The 14,033-nt window shown below is 69.2% G+C and carries 15 protein-coding genes; 12 read left to right on the forward strand and 3 right to left on the reverse strand.

What is annotated here, in order from left to right; all coding sequences use genetic code 11:
• Window positions 1-101: 101 nt before the first annotated feature.
• The 6 genes from PSS76_RS02820 to PSS76_RS02845 are packed head-to-tail and all read left to right on the forward strand — an operon-like array spanning window position 102 to window position 5,837.
• The gene (locus tag PSS76_RS02820) at window positions 102-1,268 is read left to right on the forward strand and encodes an acyl-CoA dehydrogenase family protein (protein ID WP_005517194.1); all 1,167 of its coding nucleotides are present in this window, start codon (window positions 102-104) and stop codon (window positions 1,266-1,268) included.
• Window positions 1,265-2,263 (forward strand): bifunctional MaoC family dehydratase N-terminal/OB-fold nucleic acid binding domain-containing protein, encoded by a 999-nt coding sequence (locus PSS76_RS02825; RefSeq protein WP_005517195.1) that lies wholly within the window; start codon window positions 1,265-1,267, stop codon window positions 2,261-2,263. Before PSS76_RS02820 ends, PSS76_RS02825 begins: the two co-directional genes overlap by 4 nt.
• A complete protein-coding gene (locus tag PSS76_RS02830; protein WP_081122238.1) occupies window positions 2,263-3,375 on the forward strand; it encodes an acyl-CoA dehydrogenase family protein in 1,113 nt (370 codons plus the stop codon). Before PSS76_RS02825 ends, PSS76_RS02830 begins: the two co-directional genes overlap by 1 nt.
• The gene (locus PSS76_RS02835) at window positions 3,372-3,818 is read left to right on the forward strand and encodes a MaoC family dehydratase (protein WP_005517200.1); all 447 of its coding nucleotides are present in this window, start codon (window positions 3,372-3,374) and stop codon (window positions 3,816-3,818) included. Before PSS76_RS02830 ends, PSS76_RS02835 begins: the two co-directional genes overlap by 4 nt.
• Window positions 3,818-4,996, forward strand: coding sequence for a lipid-transfer protein (locus tag PSS76_RS02840; protein WP_005517201.1), 1,179 nt, complete (start codon window positions 3,818-3,820; stop codon window positions 4,994-4,996). The genes PSS76_RS02835 and PSS76_RS02840 overlap by 1 nt, the downstream gene beginning before the upstream one ends.
• A 25-nt stretch (window positions 4,997-5,021) precedes the next feature.
• Window positions 5,022-5,837, forward strand: coding sequence for a MaoC/PaaZ C-terminal domain-containing protein (locus PSS76_RS02845; RefSeq protein ID WP_005517202.1), 816 nt, complete (start codon window positions 5,022-5,024; stop codon window positions 5,835-5,837).
• Window positions 5,838-5,908: 71 nt separating this feature from the next.
• Here PSS76_RS02845 and PSS76_RS02850 read toward each other — a convergent pair whose 3' ends face one another.
• Entirely contained in the window at window positions 5,909-6,685 is a 777-nt protein-coding gene (locus tag PSS76_RS02850) for an SDR family oxidoreductase (RefSeq protein WP_005517203.1), read from the reverse strand.
• A 181-nt stretch (window positions 6,686-6,866) separates the two neighbouring features.
• Here PSS76_RS02850 and PSS76_RS02855 point away from each other — a divergent pair, with 181 nt between their 5' ends.
• The 3 genes from PSS76_RS02855 to PSS76_RS02865 all read left to right on the forward strand — a co-directional run bounded on the left by PSS76_RS02855 (window position 6,867) and on the right by PSS76_RS02865 (window position 9,462).
• Window positions 6,867-7,628, forward strand: a complete 762-nt coding sequence (locus tag PSS76_RS02855; RefSeq protein ID WP_337455828.1) for an SDR family NAD(P)-dependent oxidoreductase — start codon at window positions 6,867-6,869, stop codon at window positions 7,626-7,628.
• A 5-nt stretch (window positions 7,629-7,633) separates the two neighbouring features.
• Window positions 7,634-8,602, forward strand: a complete 969-nt coding sequence (locus tag PSS76_RS02860; RefSeq protein ID WP_337455829.1) for an NAD(P)-dependent oxidoreductase — start codon at window positions 7,634-7,636, stop codon at window positions 8,600-8,602.
• 113 nt (window positions 8,603-8,715) lie between these two features.
• A complete protein-coding gene (locus PSS76_RS02865; RefSeq protein ID WP_005517207.1) occupies window positions 8,716-9,462 on the forward strand; it encodes an IclR family transcriptional regulator in 747 nt (248 codons plus the stop codon).
• Here PSS76_RS02865 and PSS76_RS02870 read toward each other — a convergent pair.
• Complete coding sequence (locus PSS76_RS02870; RefSeq protein ID WP_337455830.1) at window positions 9,425-10,681, reverse strand: multidrug effflux MFS transporter; 1,257 nt, start codon at window positions 10,679-10,681, stop codon at window positions 9,425-9,427. The two genes, PSS76_RS02865 and PSS76_RS02870, sit on opposite strands and share 38 nt — an antisense overlap.
• Window positions 10,678-11,529: an alpha/beta fold hydrolase gene (locus tag PSS76_RS02875; RefSeq protein WP_175271661.1), complete on the reverse strand. Its 852-nt coding sequence runs from the start codon at window positions 11,527-11,529 to the stop codon at window positions 10,678-10,680. The genes PSS76_RS02870 and PSS76_RS02875 overlap by 4 nt, the downstream gene beginning before the upstream one ends.
• Before the next feature lie 102 nt (window positions 11,530-11,631).
• On the opposite strand from PSS76_RS02875, the gene PSS76_RS02880 reads away from it, so the two are divergent.
• From PSS76_RS02880 to PSS76_RS02890, 3 genes are all read left to right on the forward strand, one after another.
• Complete coding sequence (locus PSS76_RS02880) at window positions 11,632-12,117, forward strand: hypothetical protein (protein ID WP_337455831.1); 486 nt, start codon at window positions 11,632-11,634, stop codon at window positions 12,115-12,117.
• Entirely contained in the window at window positions 12,114-12,515 is a 402-nt protein-coding gene (locus PSS76_RS02885; RefSeq protein ID WP_337455832.1) for a hotdog family protein, read from the forward strand. The genes PSS76_RS02880 and PSS76_RS02885 overlap by 4 nt, the downstream gene beginning before the upstream one ends.
• A 94-nt stretch (window positions 12,516-12,609) precedes the next feature.
• A complete protein-coding gene (locus tag PSS76_RS02890; protein ID WP_337455833.1) occupies window positions 12,610-13,914 on the forward strand; it encodes an aromatic ring-hydroxylating oxygenase subunit alpha in 1,305 nt (434 codons plus the stop codon).
• The last annotated feature ends 119 nt before the right edge of the window (window positions 13,915-14,033 follow it).

Here is a 14,033-nt window from a genome sequence, read left to right on the forward strand (position 1 = left end):
CTCGGTCGCTAGCGTCCGGGACAACGCAGGCAGACAGTCGCCGGAACCCGGCGGCTGTCTGCCTTTGGTAAACGACGTCGTTTGGTATTAGAGGAGTAACGATGGATTTGAGGGAATCCCCCGAACAGCTCGCGCTCCGCAAGGAGCTGCGTGCGTACTTCGCGGCGCTGCTGCCGGAGGAGAAGCGACGCAAGGCCGGCGAGGAGGGCGTGGGCGGCCAGTACTTCCGCGAGGTCGTCAAGCTGCTCGGCCAGGACGGCTGGCTGGGTATCGGCTGGCCCAAGGAGTACGGCGGACAGGGCCGCTCCATCGAGGAGCAGTTCGTGTTCTTCGACGAGGTCCAGCGCGCCGGCCTGCCGTTCCCGTTCGTCACCGTCAACACCGTCGGCCCGACGCTGATGAAGTACGGCACCGAGGAGCAGAAGGAGCGCTTCCTGCCGGGCATCCTCGCGGGTGACATCGTCTTCGCGATCGGCTACACCGAGCCCGAGGCCGGCACCGACCTCGCGTCGCTCAAGACGCGCGCGGTCGCCGACGGCGAGGACTTCGTGGTCGACGGCGCCAAGATCTTCACGTCGGGCGCGAACACCGCCGACTACGTGTGGCTCGCGGCCCGCACCGATCCGGAGGCCCCCAAGCACAAGGGCATCTCGATCCTCGTGGTGCCCACCGATGACCCCGGCTTCTCGTGGTCGCCGATCAACACCGTCGGCGGTCTCATGGTCACCGCCACGTACTACAGCGGTATCCGGGTGCCGCAGAAGGACGTCATCGGTGACGTCAACGGTGGCTGGCAGCTGATCGCCGCGCAGCTCAACCACGAGCGCATCGGTCTGGCCGCGATCGGTGGCCGCACCTACGGTCTGTGGCACCAGGTCCTGGACTGGGCCAAGGAGAACGGCGCGATCGAGATTCCGTGGGTGCAGCAGGAGTTCGCGCGCACGCACGCCAAGCTCGAGGCCATGCGCCTGCTGAACTGGAAGATGACCGCGGCCGTTGCCGCCGACACGCTGTCCGGCGCCGACGCCGGCGCCACCAAGGCGTACGGCACCGAGACCCACATCGACGTGTACCGCACGCTGCTGGGCATCCTCGGCGCCGCGGGTCGCATCCGCCCCGAGTCGCCGGGCGCGCTGCTGGCCGGTCAGATCGAGCAGATCTCCCGCCAGGGCATGGTCAACACGTTCGGTGGCGGCGTCAACGAGGTCCTGCGCGACATGGTCGGCACGATGGGCCTCGGTCTGGCACGTGAGAAGAGGGTCAAGTGAGCGAATTCCTCACCAAGCTCAAGGCATTCGAGGGTCAGATCCTGACTCCCACGGTGTGGGGTCCGGACGAGGTCAACACCCCGATGATCCGGCACTGGGTCGAGACGATGGGCGACACCAGCCCGATCTACCTCGACGACGACGCGGCCCGGGCGACCGGCCGTGACGGCGCTGTCGCACCGGCGCTGATGGCGCAGGTGTGGACCATGCGCACCTTCAACGACAAGATGGCGAACAACGATCCGTCGCAGGTGTGGACCGATCTGATCGCCACGCTCGACGACGAGGGCTTCACGTCCGTCGTCGCGACCGACTCGGACTTCGAGTTCTTCACGGAACTGCGTCCCGGCGACCGTGTTTCGCTCACCGAGGTGATCGAGTCGATCTCCGAGGAGAAGAAGACCGGCCTCGGCGTCGGACACTTCGTCACGACGCTCAAGACGTACCGCCGCGGCGGCGCCGCGAACGGACACAGTGGGGACGACGAGGTCGTCGCGACGCAGCGTTGGCGGACGTTGCGCTTCAAGCCGAAGGGCAGCGAGAAGGCGGCCGAGAAGCCGGCGGAGAAGTCGGGCGGCCCCATCCCGGGCCTGCGCCCCCGACCGGCTCTCAACGCCGACAACGCTTTCTGGTTCGAGGCCGCCAAGGAGCACCGCCTGGTGATCCAGCGGTGCACCAACTGCGGCGTGCTGCGCCACCCCACGGGTCCGATGTGTGGCGCGTGCCAGTCGCTGAACTGGGACACCGTCGACGCCTCGGGCCGGGGCATCGTCTACAGCTTCGTCGTCAACCACCACCCGCAGATCCCCGGATTCGAGTACCCGCTCATCGTGGCGACCATCGAACTCGAAGAGGGCACGCGCCTGATCGCGAACATGACCGGCATCGCGCCGGACGATGTCGAGATCGGCATGCCGGTGGAACTGGACTGGATCGACGCCGACCCGGATCTGACGCTGCCCGCGTTCCGTCCGGCCGCACGGGAGGACTCCTGATGGACTTCAACTTCAGCGAAGAGCAAGAGGCAATTCGTAACCTCGCCGACGAGGTCTTCACCAGCAAGGCCGACATCGACCGCGTCAAGCAGGTCGAGTTGAGCGACGAGCGCCTGGACCGCGACCTGTGGCGCGAACTCGCCAACACGGGCCTGCTGGGTATCGCGCTGCCCGAGGATCTCGGCGGCGGCGGCATGGGCCTGTCCGAGCTGTACGTCCTGCTCGAGCAGCAGGGCCGCCACGTCGCGCCCGTGCCGATCTGGCAGTCGGCTCTCGCGGCCCTCGCGGTCGCCGAGTTCGGAACCGATGCGCAGCGCACCGCGCTGGTGCCGGGAGTGGCGGAGGGCAGCAGCTTCCTCACGATCGGTCTCGAGGAGTTCGGCCCCTACGTCGAGGGGAACCCGCAGACCACTGCCGCCGAGGCGAACGGCCAGTGGACCCTCACGGGCGCCAAGGCCGTCGTCCCGATCACGCACGTCGCGGATCGCGCGATCGTCTCGGCCACCACGCCGACCGGTGCCGCGCTGTTCGTCGTCGACCTCGCGGGCGAGGGTGTCTCGGTGGAGCAGACACAGTCCACCACCTGGGAGATCTGCGGCAACGTCACGCTCGAGTCCGCCCCGGCGGAGCTGCTCGGCCCCGCCGACGGCACCACCGCGCAGTGGTTGCTCGACCGCGTCGAGCTCGCGCTCGCCGCGATCCAGCTCGGCGTCGGTTCCGGCGCCGTCCAGCAGGCCGTCACGTACCTCAACGGCCGCTACCAGTTCGGCCGTCCGCTGGCGACCTTCCAGGCCGTCAACCACCAGCTGGCCGACTGCTACATCGACCTCGAGGCCATGCGCGTGACGCTGTGGCAGGCCGCGTGGCTGCTCGCCGAGGGGCAGGAGCTGGGCACGTCGGTGCTCGTCGCCAAGTGGTGGGCCACCGACGGCGGCCAGCGCGTGGTGCACCGCACCACGCACGTGCACGGCGGCATGGGTGTCGACACCGACTACCCCGTGCACCGGCACCTGCTGTGGGGCAAGCAGATCGGCGCCACCCTGGGCGGTTCGGCGTCGGATCTCGCCCGTCTCGGCGCGCAGCTCGCCGCGGGTGTCGAGGTGGTCGCATGACCGCCACCGTCACCGTCACGGGCCGCAGCTACGACGACATCGCCGTCGGCGAGGTGCTGCCGGAGCTGGCGATCCCGCTGACCCGCACGCTGATCGTCGCGACGGCGATCGCGACCCGCGACTTCCAGGACGTGCACCACGATCCGGAGCTGGCGCAGCAGCGAGGCAGCAAGGACGTGTTCATGAACATCCTCACCAGCAACGGGCTGGCCGGGCGGTTCGTGACGGACTGGGCGGGGCCGTTCGCGACCGTGCGCCGGGTCAAGATCCGGCTCGGTGCCCCCAACTACCCGGGCGACACGATGACCATGAGCGGTGAGGTCGTCTCGAAGGAGAACGGTCTCGTCGAGGTGAAGGTCGTCGGCGCGAACAGCCTCGGCAACCACCTCGCGGGCTCCGTCACCGTCGCGTACCCCGCCGCCAGCGAAGGGAAGGACGCCTGATGGCTGTCAGCCCGCTCTCGGGTGCCGCCGCGATCGTCGGTATCGGTGCCACCGAGTTCTCGAAGAAGTCCGGCCGTTCGGAGCTGCAGCTCGCGTGCGAGGCGGTCACCGCGGCCCTCGCCGACGCCGGCATCGACCCCTCCGAGGTCGACGGTCTGACCACGTTCACGATGGAGACCAACGGCGAGATCCTCGTCGCCCGCAACTGCGGGCTCGGGGAGCTCAAGTTCTTCTCCCGGATCGGCTACGGCGGCGGCGCGGCGTGCGCGTCGGTGCAGCAGGCCGCGATGGCCGTCGCAACCGGCATCGCCGACGTCGTGGTGGTCTACCGCGCGTTCAACGAGCGCTCCGGAATGCGCTTCGGTGCGGGCCAGCACGACCGCCCGATGGACTCCACCGCCGACCGCGCAGCGTACGCATGGTTGACCCCGCAGGGACTGGCGACTCCCGCCCAGTGGGTCGCGATGTTCGCCCGGCGGTACATGTACCAGTACGGTGCCACGAGTGAGGATTTCGGCCGGGTTGCTGTCGTGGACCGCAAGCATGCCGCGAACAACCCGAAGGCGTGGTTCTACGGCAAGCCCATCACGCTCGAGGACCACCAGAACTCCCGGTGGATCGCCGAGCCGCTGCACCTGCTCGACTGCTGCCAGGAGACCGACGGCGGTCAGGCCCTCGTCATCGTCTCGGCCGAGCGCGCCAAGGACCTGCGTCAGAAGCCCGCGATCATCAAGGGCGCTGCGCAGGGCTCCGGCAAGGACCAGCACATGATGGCGAGCTACTACCGGCCCGACATCACCGGGATCCCGGAGATGGGTCTGGTCGGCCGTCAGCTCTACGCCCAGGCCGGGCTGACGCCGGACGACATCGACGCCGCGGTCCTCTACGACCACTTCACTCCTCTGGTGCTCCCGCAGCTCGAGGAACTCGGTTTCTGCCGTCCCGGCGAGGCCAAGGACTTCATCCGCGAGGGCAATCTGGAGATCGGTGGACGGCTGCCGAGCAACACGCACGGCGGCCAGCTCGGTGAGGCGTACCTCCACGGCGTCAACGGCATCGCGGAGGCGGTCCGGGTGCTGCGGGGCACGTCCACCAACCAGCCCGAGAAGGTCGAGAACATGATCGTCACGGCGGGAACTGCGGTCCCCACGTCCGGTCTGATTCTCGGCGTCGCCTGACCGAATTACCTGGAAGGACCGAAGAATGACGGCAGTGGAGCAGAAGCCGGCCGGCGCGTGGCGTGGGGTCGACCTCGGCACCCGCACGGTGAGCTACGACGAGCGCGACGCGATCCTGTACGCGCTCGCCGTCGGCGCCAAGGCCACCGACCTGGACCTCGTGATGGAGGACCGGCTGCGGGTGCTGCCGACGTTCGCGCTGACCCTGGCCCAGTGGGCCCCCGACGAGCTGGGGCAGCGCGGTGCCTTCGACACGAAGACCGCGCTGCACGGTTCGCAGGAGCTGAAGGTGCTCGCACCGCTCCCGCGCAGCGGTGAGCTGTCGCTGAAGGCCACGGTCGGCGAGGTCTGGGACAAGGGCGCAGCGGCGGTGTTCGAGGTACGCGTCGAGTGCGAGTACTTCGTGGCCACCTGGTCGCTGTTCGCCCCGGGCGCAGGCGGATTCGGTGGCGAGCGCGGCCCGTCCAAGCCGCCGGCGCCGGAGGGCGAGCCGAACCTGACCACCGAGCTGGTCACCGCCGCGAACCAGACGGCGCTGTACCGGCTGCTCGGCGACATGCACCACATCCACATCGATCCGGAAGCGGCCGCGCACATCGGTCAGCCGCGACCGATCATGCACGGACTGTGCACACTCGCCGCGTCGACGCTGCCGCTCGCCCGGGAGCTCGGCGTGCACCCGGCGGACCTGAAGGAGCTGCAGGGCCGCTTCGCTGCCCCGATGTTCCCCGGTGACACCGCGGAGCTGAAGGCGTGGGGTGACGCCTCGGGTCTGTCGTTCGAGCTGGTCCGCGAGGGCAAGGCGGCGATCTCCGGCGGTTACGCGGTCTTCGCCGAGTAGCCCCGTCAGGACTTCAGCTGCGGGAGCGTTCGACTTCGGTCACGCTCCCGCAGCTGTTTTCACGTCCGGGCTCAGTTGCCCTGCGTCGCCATGTAGCGGGCCGGGTACTCGCCGCCACCGTGGACCGCGAGGTCGGCACCGTTGACGTACGACGACAGGTCGCTGCCCAGGAACAGGCAGGCCTTCGCGATGTCCGACGGCACGGCCATGCGCTCCATCGGCAGGGTGCGGGTGACCGCTGCGCCGCCGTCCTCGCCGTACACCGACGCCGCCGCCTCGGTGCGGATCAGGCCCGTGGTGATGTGGTTGACGCGCACCTTCGGGGCCCACTCGAGTGCGAGGGCCTTCGTCAGGCCGAGAAGGCCGGCCTTCGCGGCGGTGTAGGCGGCGGTGCCGGGCTGCGGCTGGTGCGCGGAGACGCTGCCGATGTTCACGATCGCACCGCCGGTCTCCTGTTCGCGCATCACCAGATTCGCGGCCTGCGCCATGTAGGCCGGTGCCAGCAGGTTCAGGGCGACGATCTTCTCGACGAAGCGCGGCGAGACGGTGGCGGCGTCGGCGTCGGGGGAGCCACCCGCGTTGTTGACCAGCACGTCGAGGCGGCCGAAGCGGTCGACGGCGTCCCGCACGAGGGCGGTCGCGTCGTCGGGGTCGCGGACGTCCACGGCGCGGAACGCGGCGCTGCGCCCGTCCACGGTGGGCAGGTTCTCGGGCTCGTTGCGAGCGCACACGAGAACGTCGGCGCCGGCCTGCAGGAAGTGCTCGGCGATGACGAAGCCGATGCCCTTGGTGCCGCCGGTGACGATCACTGCGCGGCCGGTGAAGTCGACCGGGTTGGGGTAGTTCATCCGAACTGCCTTTCTGTCGTATCGCAGCGCCGTACGCCACGAGGCTCATTGGTGCTCAGAAGTTTTCGTCGCCGATTTCGCGAAAACGCTGCGCGCAAGCAAATGCTTGGTTGAGAATAGTCGACTGGAGGTCTGTCACACCAGATCTTCCCAGTTCACGAGACTTCGAGAGCGAGTACACATGGGCAACCTCGACGGCAAGATCGCACTCATCACGGGCGCCGGTCAGGGCATCGGTCAGGGCATCGCGCACGCGCTGGCCAAGGAGGGCGCGTCGATCGTCGTCTCCGGCCGGACCGAGTCGAAGCTGATCAAGACGGTCGAGCAGATCGAGGCGTACGGCGGCAAGGCGTTACCGGTTCCGTGTGATGTCAGCAGCGGTGACGACATCGACGCGCTCGTGGCGCGCACGATCGAGAACTTCGGCGGGGTCGACATCCTGGTGAACAACGCCAACGACTGCAAGCCCGGCCCGCTGCTGTCGGTCACCGACGAGGACTTCGAGCGCTCGTTCGCGACGGGCCCGCTCGCGACGCTGCGCCTGATGCGCGCGTGCTACCCGTCGATGAAGGAGCGCGGCGGCGGATCGATCATCAACCTCGTCACGTCGGCGGCGGTCCGCTGGGATGCGAGCAACTACGGCGCGTACGCGGCCACCAAGGAAGGCATGCGCTCGCTCACCCGCGCCGCGGCCTGCGAGTGGGGCATCGACGGTATTCGTGTCAACGCGATTGCACCGCACGCGCTGTCGCCGGCACTCGAATGGTGGATCAACGAGTACCCCGAGGAGGCCGAGGAGTTCAAGGCCGGCATTCCGCTGCGCCGCATCGGCGACCCCGAGAGCGACATCGGACGCGCGGTCGTCTTCCTGGTGAGCAACGACGCCGGTTACCTCAGCGGTGCCACCATCCCGCTCGACGGCGGTCAGTCCCGCTGGGGCTGACGGACGTGGACGCACGGCCCGACCCCGCCCGGATCCTGGTCCTCACCACCGATCCGGCGATCGAGCGCGCCGTCGGCGAGGCCGTCGGCGGCTCGGGAACGCTCGTCCGGCCGATGTCCCGCACCGCGTCCGCGGTGCGGGACCTGCTGCCGGGTGTCGACGTGGTCGTGGCGGACTGGAGCGGACAGCTGCCGCTCGGCGCCGCCGAGGCCGCACTCGGCCGGCACCTGCGGCTGATCCAGCAGCCGGGCGTCGGCATCGCCTACATCGACGTCGACGCCTGGACCGAAGCCGGTGTACGGGTCGCGAACACCCCCGGAGGAAATGCGGCGTCGGTGGCCGAGTGGGCGGTCGCCGCCGCCGCGAACCTGTGTCGGTCGATCGCCTGGGCGGACGCCGAGATGCGCCGCGGGCGGTGGCCGCAGACGTCGGTCCGACAGCGGGACTGCCGGGATCTCGGCGATCGTCGGATCGGTCTGGTCGGGTTCGGTGACATCAATCGCCGCTGTGCTGAGCTGTTCACGGCGTTCGGATGCGAGGTCGCCTACCACTCGCGCCGGCCGCACCCGGGCGCGCCGGTGCCACACCTGCCGCTCGACGACCTTCTGGCGGTGTCGGATGTCGTGGTGGTCGCGGTCCCGCTGACCGCGGACACCCGGGGGTTGATCTCGGCACGCGAGCTCGAACTGCTGCCCCGCGAGGCGCTCGTGGTGAACGTGGCCCGCGGGCCGGTCGTGGACGAGACGGCGCTCGCCGACGCGATCCGGTCCGGCACGGTGGCCGGTGCGGCCCTCGACGTCTTCGCGCGGGAGCCCGTCGAGACCGACAGCCCGCTGTTCGACCTCGACAACGTGCTGCTCAGCCCGCACATCGCGGGAGGCAGTTCGACAGCGCTGGCCCGGATGTACGCGATGACGGCGGAGAACGTCGCGCGGGTGTGCCGCGGGGACGATCCGCTGTGGACGATCGGCTGAGAATCCCGTCGGCCTTCCGGCGCCACCGGCATCGAAACAAGCGTTCGACGGATTCTCGGTAGGCTCTGCGCACCGGTCCCGCTGGGTGGGACGGCGATCGTAGGAGGCGCCGGATGATGACATCGCTGCTGGGCAAGGTGCGCCTACTTCTCGAGTCCTTCGACGCCGAGTCGGGTTCGTTGTCCCTCACCGAACTGTCGCGGCGCAGTGGCGTCGCGAAGGCGACCGTGCACCGACTCGCGGCCGAGATGGTCGAACTGGGACTGCTCGAGCGCATCGGAACCGACTACCGGCTGGGCCTGCGGCTGTTCGAACTGGGACAGCTCGTCCCGACGCAGCGCATCCTGCGCGAGGCCGCGCTGCCGTTCCTGCAGGAATTGCACGCGATCACCCGCGAGACCGTGCACCTGGCGATCCGTGACGGCCTCGACGTGCTGTACATCGACAAGATCTCCGGCCACGGTTCGGTGGAGCTGCCGTCCCGCGTCGCCGGCCGGCTGCCGGTCGAGGTCACCGCCACCGGCAAGGTCATGCTCGCCTTCTCGTCGCCGGCGGTGTTCGAGCAGGTCGTCGCCCGCGGACTCGCGAAGTTCACGCATCGCTCGGTGGCGTCGGCGGCGATGCTGCGGCGCCAGCTCGAACGTGCCCGCAGCGAGGCGATGATGGTCGAGGCGGAGGAAGTCCGCCTCGGGACGGCCAGTGCGGCGGTCCCGATATTCTCGGGTGGTTCGACCGTCGTCGGCGCCGTCAGTGTCTCCACCAGCACGGCCCGGATGAACCTCGCCCGGATCTCGGGCCCGCTGCAGACCGCGGGACAGGGCGTCAGTCGAGCGCTGCACGAGATCGCGCGGACGGCCTGACGACCGTCCCCAGCGCGAGCAGCGCCAGGACCGCGGATCCGGTCATGGCGACGGCGATCGCCAGCGACGTGTTGCCGAGCAGTCCGACGATCGGGGCGATGACCGCCGCCGCCCCGAACTGTGCGAACCCCACCATCGCCGCCGCGGTCCCGGCGGCCTCGCCGTGCCGGGACAGCGCGAGCGCCGGCGCGTTCGGCATCACGAATCCGGTGGCGCACAGCAGTGCCAGGACCGGGAGTGCGAACCCGAGGAAGCCCCCGGTGGTGGTCGCCGCCAACCCGATCGCGACGCCGCCGAGCACGGTGCTCGCCGCGAGCGATGTCACGCAGATGCCCAGCGGCGTCCAGCGTCCCAGCAACACGACGTTGAGCTGGGAGGCGCCGATCAGCACGACGGCCCCGGCCGCGAACGCGATGCCGTAGACGCCGGGCGCCAGCTCGAACTGGTCCTGCATCACGAACGACGACCCGGCGATGTACGCCCACAGCACCGCCCGGCCCAGCCCGCACACCAGAACGAGCACCATGAAGTGTCCGTCGCGGGCCAACGTCGCGTACGTGCGCAGCACCGGCCCGAGGCCGCGCCCGACGCGCGCGGACGGTGGCAGCGTCTCGGGCATCGCGACCCCGCCGAGGACGATCATCACCAGCCCGAGGCCGGCGAGCACGAGGAACACTCCGTGCCACGAGACCGCCGTCAGCAACACACCCCCGATCGAGGGAGCCAGGATCGGGGCGACACCCATCACGAGCATCAGTCGCGACATAACGACGGCAGCGTCCCTGCCCTCGAACAGGTCCCGGACGACGGCCATCGCGATCACCCCGGTCGCGGCCGCGCCGAGCCCCTGCAGTGCGCGCAGCGCGCCGAGGACCGCGATCGACGGCGCGAACCAGCAGGCCACCGACGCCGCGACGTGCAGCGACGTGCCGAGGACGAGCGGTCGTCGACGTCCGAAGACGTCGGAGAGCGGCCCGATCACCAACTGCCCCAGGGCCAGGCCGAGCAGTGTCCCGGTGAGTGTCAGCTGCACGGCGGCGTCCGACGTCAGGAAGTCCTCGGTGATCGCGGGCAGCGCCGGCAGGTACATGTCCACCGTGAACGGCCCGAGGGCGGTGAGCAGGCCGAGGATCACGACCAGCCGGATCCGGCCCCAGCCCTCGGGCGCAGCGACGCGGGCACCTTCCCGGACCGCGTCGGTCGTCGCGTCGGCTGTCACGGATGCTGCTGGTTCAGGAACCCGGTCACCACGGTGTAGTAGTCGTGCGGCCGCTCCTCCTGGAGGTGATGCGACGCCTTGTCCATCACGTAGAGGTGGCCGTGATCGATCATCCGGGCGAGCATCAGCGGGTAGTCGGGGGTGAGGAAGGCGTCGTGCATTCCCCACGCGAAAAGTACCGGCGCCTTGATCATTCCGAGCTCCGCGGTGAGATCCTGCCAATCTCCGCGCGGGTTGTCCGATGCCGCCGCGAGGGCCATCTCGTCGGGGTCGAGGCTCTGCTCGTAGCGCATGTCGAGGGTCTCCTCGGGCAGGCGTTCGCCGTCGAACCATTCGAGCTTGGTGATGAGCTGACGCATCTTCTCCCGCGTGGGGCCCTCGCCCCCGTAGTACACGTCGCGGGCGTTGCGGCCGCGACGGCCGTCCTCGGGCAGCGGGGCGAGCGGGCCGTAGAACACCGGCATGCTGCCGGTGATCACCAACGAGCGCACCCGGTCGGGGTACTTCGCTGCCAGATTCAGCGCGATGGTGCCGCCCCACGAGTTGCACACGAAGTCGGCGCGGTCGATGCCGAGCTCGTCGAGCAGTGCCACCACCTTCGCGGCGTGGAAGTCCCACATCGGCCCGGTGATCGTGCACTTGTCCGACAGGCCGTACTGCAGGATGTCGACGAGAATCGCCCGACGATCCTGCGCGAAGAGCGGCGCGACCGGACCGAAATCGGACCATGCGGTGCAGCCCGGCCCGCCGCCGTGCAGGAAGATCGTGGGGGCGCCCTCCCCGAGGTCGTGGTAATGGAACTTCACGCCGGCTGCGGTGGCGTACAAGCTGTTCGGTCGATTCGTCATGCGCATACCTGACCCGATCTCCGTGCACGGGCAAAGGATCGCGGTCCGTCAGGCGGTCCCGGTCTGTGGCAGTGCAGGTGGTGCCGCCCCTAGCGTCGCCGCATGAGAACTCCACTGGACATCGTCCACGAGCGGGTGTCGGCGGCGATCGGCACGCGCGAGCATCGCGACCTCGGATCGGTCCGCCCCGACGAGGCGGTCGCGTTCGCGCGCGCATGCGCGGAGGACGACCCCCGCTATCTGGAACCGGACCGTCCGGACTTCGCTGTGCACCCCATGTGCGTGCCCAGCCTGCTCCGCGGGCCGAGCGGCGCGCGGGACGAAGACTATCGGGCCGACGGGATGTTCGCGGACGAGGTGCCCGGGACGTCGGGCCTGGACGTCCGACTCATGGCCGGCGGGCAGGACGTCGACTTCCACCGGCCGACGCCGCTGGGCGAGCAGATCGGCGCCGACCGGGTCGTCGACCGGATCGAGTGGAAGGGGCGCGGCGACGCCCGGTTCCTGTTGATCACCGTCGTCAAGACCTACCGCGCCGCCGCGATCGGGGTGCTGGCGACCGTCACGGAGAGGTTCATCGTCCGATGATCGGCAATATCGAACCCGCCGCCGGAGCGGAAATCGAACCTGTTGTGCTGCAAACTGATCCGACCCGCGTGCAACGCTTCGGCGCGGCCACGCACAACGCCCACCGGATCCACTACGACACCGCGTACGCGCGAGCAGACGGGCTGGCCGACCGGGTCGTGATGGCGCAGCTGCACGGCACTCTGTTCTTCCGGGCCGCCACCCGATACGTCGGTGATCCCGATGCGGTGCTGTCCGTCGGGTGGCGAAACCGTGCGCCCGCGTACGTCGGGACGACGCTCACGGTCACGGGAACCGTGCGCGAGGTCCACGACGACCGGATCGTTCTGGGTCTCGAGGAGCGCGACTCCGACGGGACGCTGTGCGCTGCCGGTGAGGCCGTCGTGGCCCGGCGGTGAACCGGGTCTGCTGAGTGAACCGGATCCGTTGGAAGGACGGACCTTTAGTCGGAAGATCTGCGTACCAAAAGATCTCGTGTCGAGAGGACTTCACATGACTGGTGTCGAGGCGCCGGACGCCGCACAGGCGCTCCCGGAGAGGCCGCGTGCGGCCGGTCGGCAGGACTGGACGGCGTGGCCCCGATACAACGAGGCCGGCAGCGGCTACCGGGGCTACTGGTACCCGGTGACGTGGTCCAGCCACATCACCAAGGACCCCAAGAGCTACACGATCTGCGGCGAGAAGCTCGCGATCATCCGTGACAGCGGCAAAGTGTATGCGCTGCACGATCGTTGTCCGCATCGCGGGGTTCCGCTGTCGGAGGGTGATCAGCAGTTCCCGGGCACCGTCAGCTGCCCTTACCACGGCTGGACGTTCCGGCTGAACGACGGCAAGCTCGCCGCGGTCATCACCGACGGACCCGACTCGAAGATCTGCGGCAAGCTTTCCGTCCGGACGTACTCCGTCGAGGAGCGGCTCGGTCTGGTGTGGGTCTACATTCCGATCGCGGAGGAGCCCGCGCCGCCGATCGACGAGCAGCTGCCCCGCGAACTCGTCGAGAACGAGGGCATCGTCGGTGGCCGCATCCAACCGCGCGGCGGCAACTGGCGATTCGCGTGCGAGAACGGCTTCGACGAGGGCCACGCCAAGTACCTGCACCGCACCGCGCTGTGGCGGCTGTTCAAGCCGATGCCCACGTGGAACATCACGAGCATCGTGCCCGAGGGGCGGTGGCTCTTCCGGGTACAGGACGAGGTGTACTGGGAGGCGGACTTCCCCGGCGTCGGCAAATGGACGAACAAGCGCTGGTGGAAGAAGAAGCCCGACGAGAGCCAGATCTCGCAGATCGGCAACGTCGGCGCCGGTCTGAAGGTGAATCCGGTGATCGAGGCCCAGAAGTTCCCGGGCTTCGCCTCGCTGTCCATGCCCGGGGTGCTGCGCATCGCCTACCCCAACTTCATCCACTACGAGTTCTACGTCCCCGTCGACGAGGACAACCACCAGTACGTGGGTCTCATGGTCAACTTCGTCACCGGGGCGGCGAAGCTCGGCTTCTACGCCAAGTACCTGGGCGCGATCCGCTGGCTGTTCCACGGTCAGTTCTCCGGCCAGGACGAGTGGATGGTCCGCGTCACGGACGCGCCGCCGGAGAAGCTCTACCGCCCCGACATCTCGCTCACCGCGTGGCGCAACCTCGCCGAGGAGGAGTACGCCGAGAAGATCGCCGCCGCGGTGGCACACACCCCGCAGCCCCCGGCTCGCCCGGTACGGGAGCGACGCCGTGCCACCCCTGCCACCCCAGCCGCCGAGTCGAACGGCGCCGAATCGGCGTCGCGGACCCCGGCCGCTTCGGACTAGAGGAGAAGACGATGTTCAAGACTCTCGTGAGCGTGACGGTCGGAGTCCTGCTCGCCGTCGGTGCGCGGCCGGCTTGGCGCTTCGTCGCGGCCCGCAGCAATACCCAGGTACACCAGGTC

The organism is Prescottella sp. D32, from assembly GCF_037287305.1.
Lineage (GTDB): Bacteria > Actinomycetota > Actinomycetes > Mycobacteriales > Mycobacteriaceae > Prescottella > Prescottella equi.

Excerpts from the sequence above, each read along its gene's own strand:
- PSS76_RS02835 (WP_005517200.1), top strand. The coding sequence starts at position 3,372 with ATGACCGCCACCGTCACCGTCACGGGCCGCAGCTACGACGACATCGCC.
- PSS76_RS02880 (WP_337455831.1), top strand. The coding sequence starts at position 11,632 with ATGAGAACTCCACTGGACATCGTCCACGAGCGGGTGTCGGCGGCGATC.
- PSS76_RS02865 (WP_005517207.1), top strand. The coding sequence starts at position 8,716 with ATGATGACATCGCTGCTGGGCAAGGTGCGCCTACTTCTCGAGTCCTTC.
- PSS76_RS02845 (WP_005517202.1), top strand. The coding sequence starts at position 5,022 with ATGACGGCAGTGGAGCAGAAGCCGGCCGGCGCGTGGCGTGGGGTCGAC.
- PSS76_RS02820 (WP_005517194.1), top strand. The coding sequence starts at position 102 with ATGGATTTGAGGGAATCCCCCGAACAGCTCGCGCTCCGCAAGGAGCTG.
- PSS76_RS02840 (WP_005517201.1), top strand. The coding sequence starts at position 3,818 with ATGGCTGTCAGCCCGCTCTCGGGTGCCGCCGCGATCGTCGGTATCGGT.
- PSS76_RS02875 (WP_175271661.1), bottom strand. The coding sequence starts at position 11,529 with ATGACGAATCGACCGAACAGCTTGTACGCCACCGCAGCCGGCGTGAAG.
- PSS76_RS02855 (WP_337455828.1), top strand. The coding sequence starts at position 6,867 with ATGGGCAACCTCGACGGCAAGATCGCACTCATCACGGGCGCCGGTCAG.
- PSS76_RS02885 (WP_337455832.1), top strand. The coding sequence starts at position 12,114 with ATGATCGGCAATATCGAACCCGCCGCCGGAGCGGAAATCGAACCTGTT.
- PSS76_RS02890 (WP_337455833.1), top strand. The coding sequence starts at position 12,610 with ATGACTGGTGTCGAGGCGCCGGACGCCGCACAGGCGCTCCCGGAGAGG.
- PSS76_RS02830 (WP_081122238.1), top strand. The coding sequence starts at position 2,263 with ATGGACTTCAACTTCAGCGAAGAGCAAGAGGCAATTCGTAACCTCGCC.
- PSS76_RS02850 (WP_005517203.1), bottom strand. The coding sequence starts at position 6,685 with ATGAACTACCCCAACCCGGTCGACTTCACCGGCCGCGCAGTGATCGTC.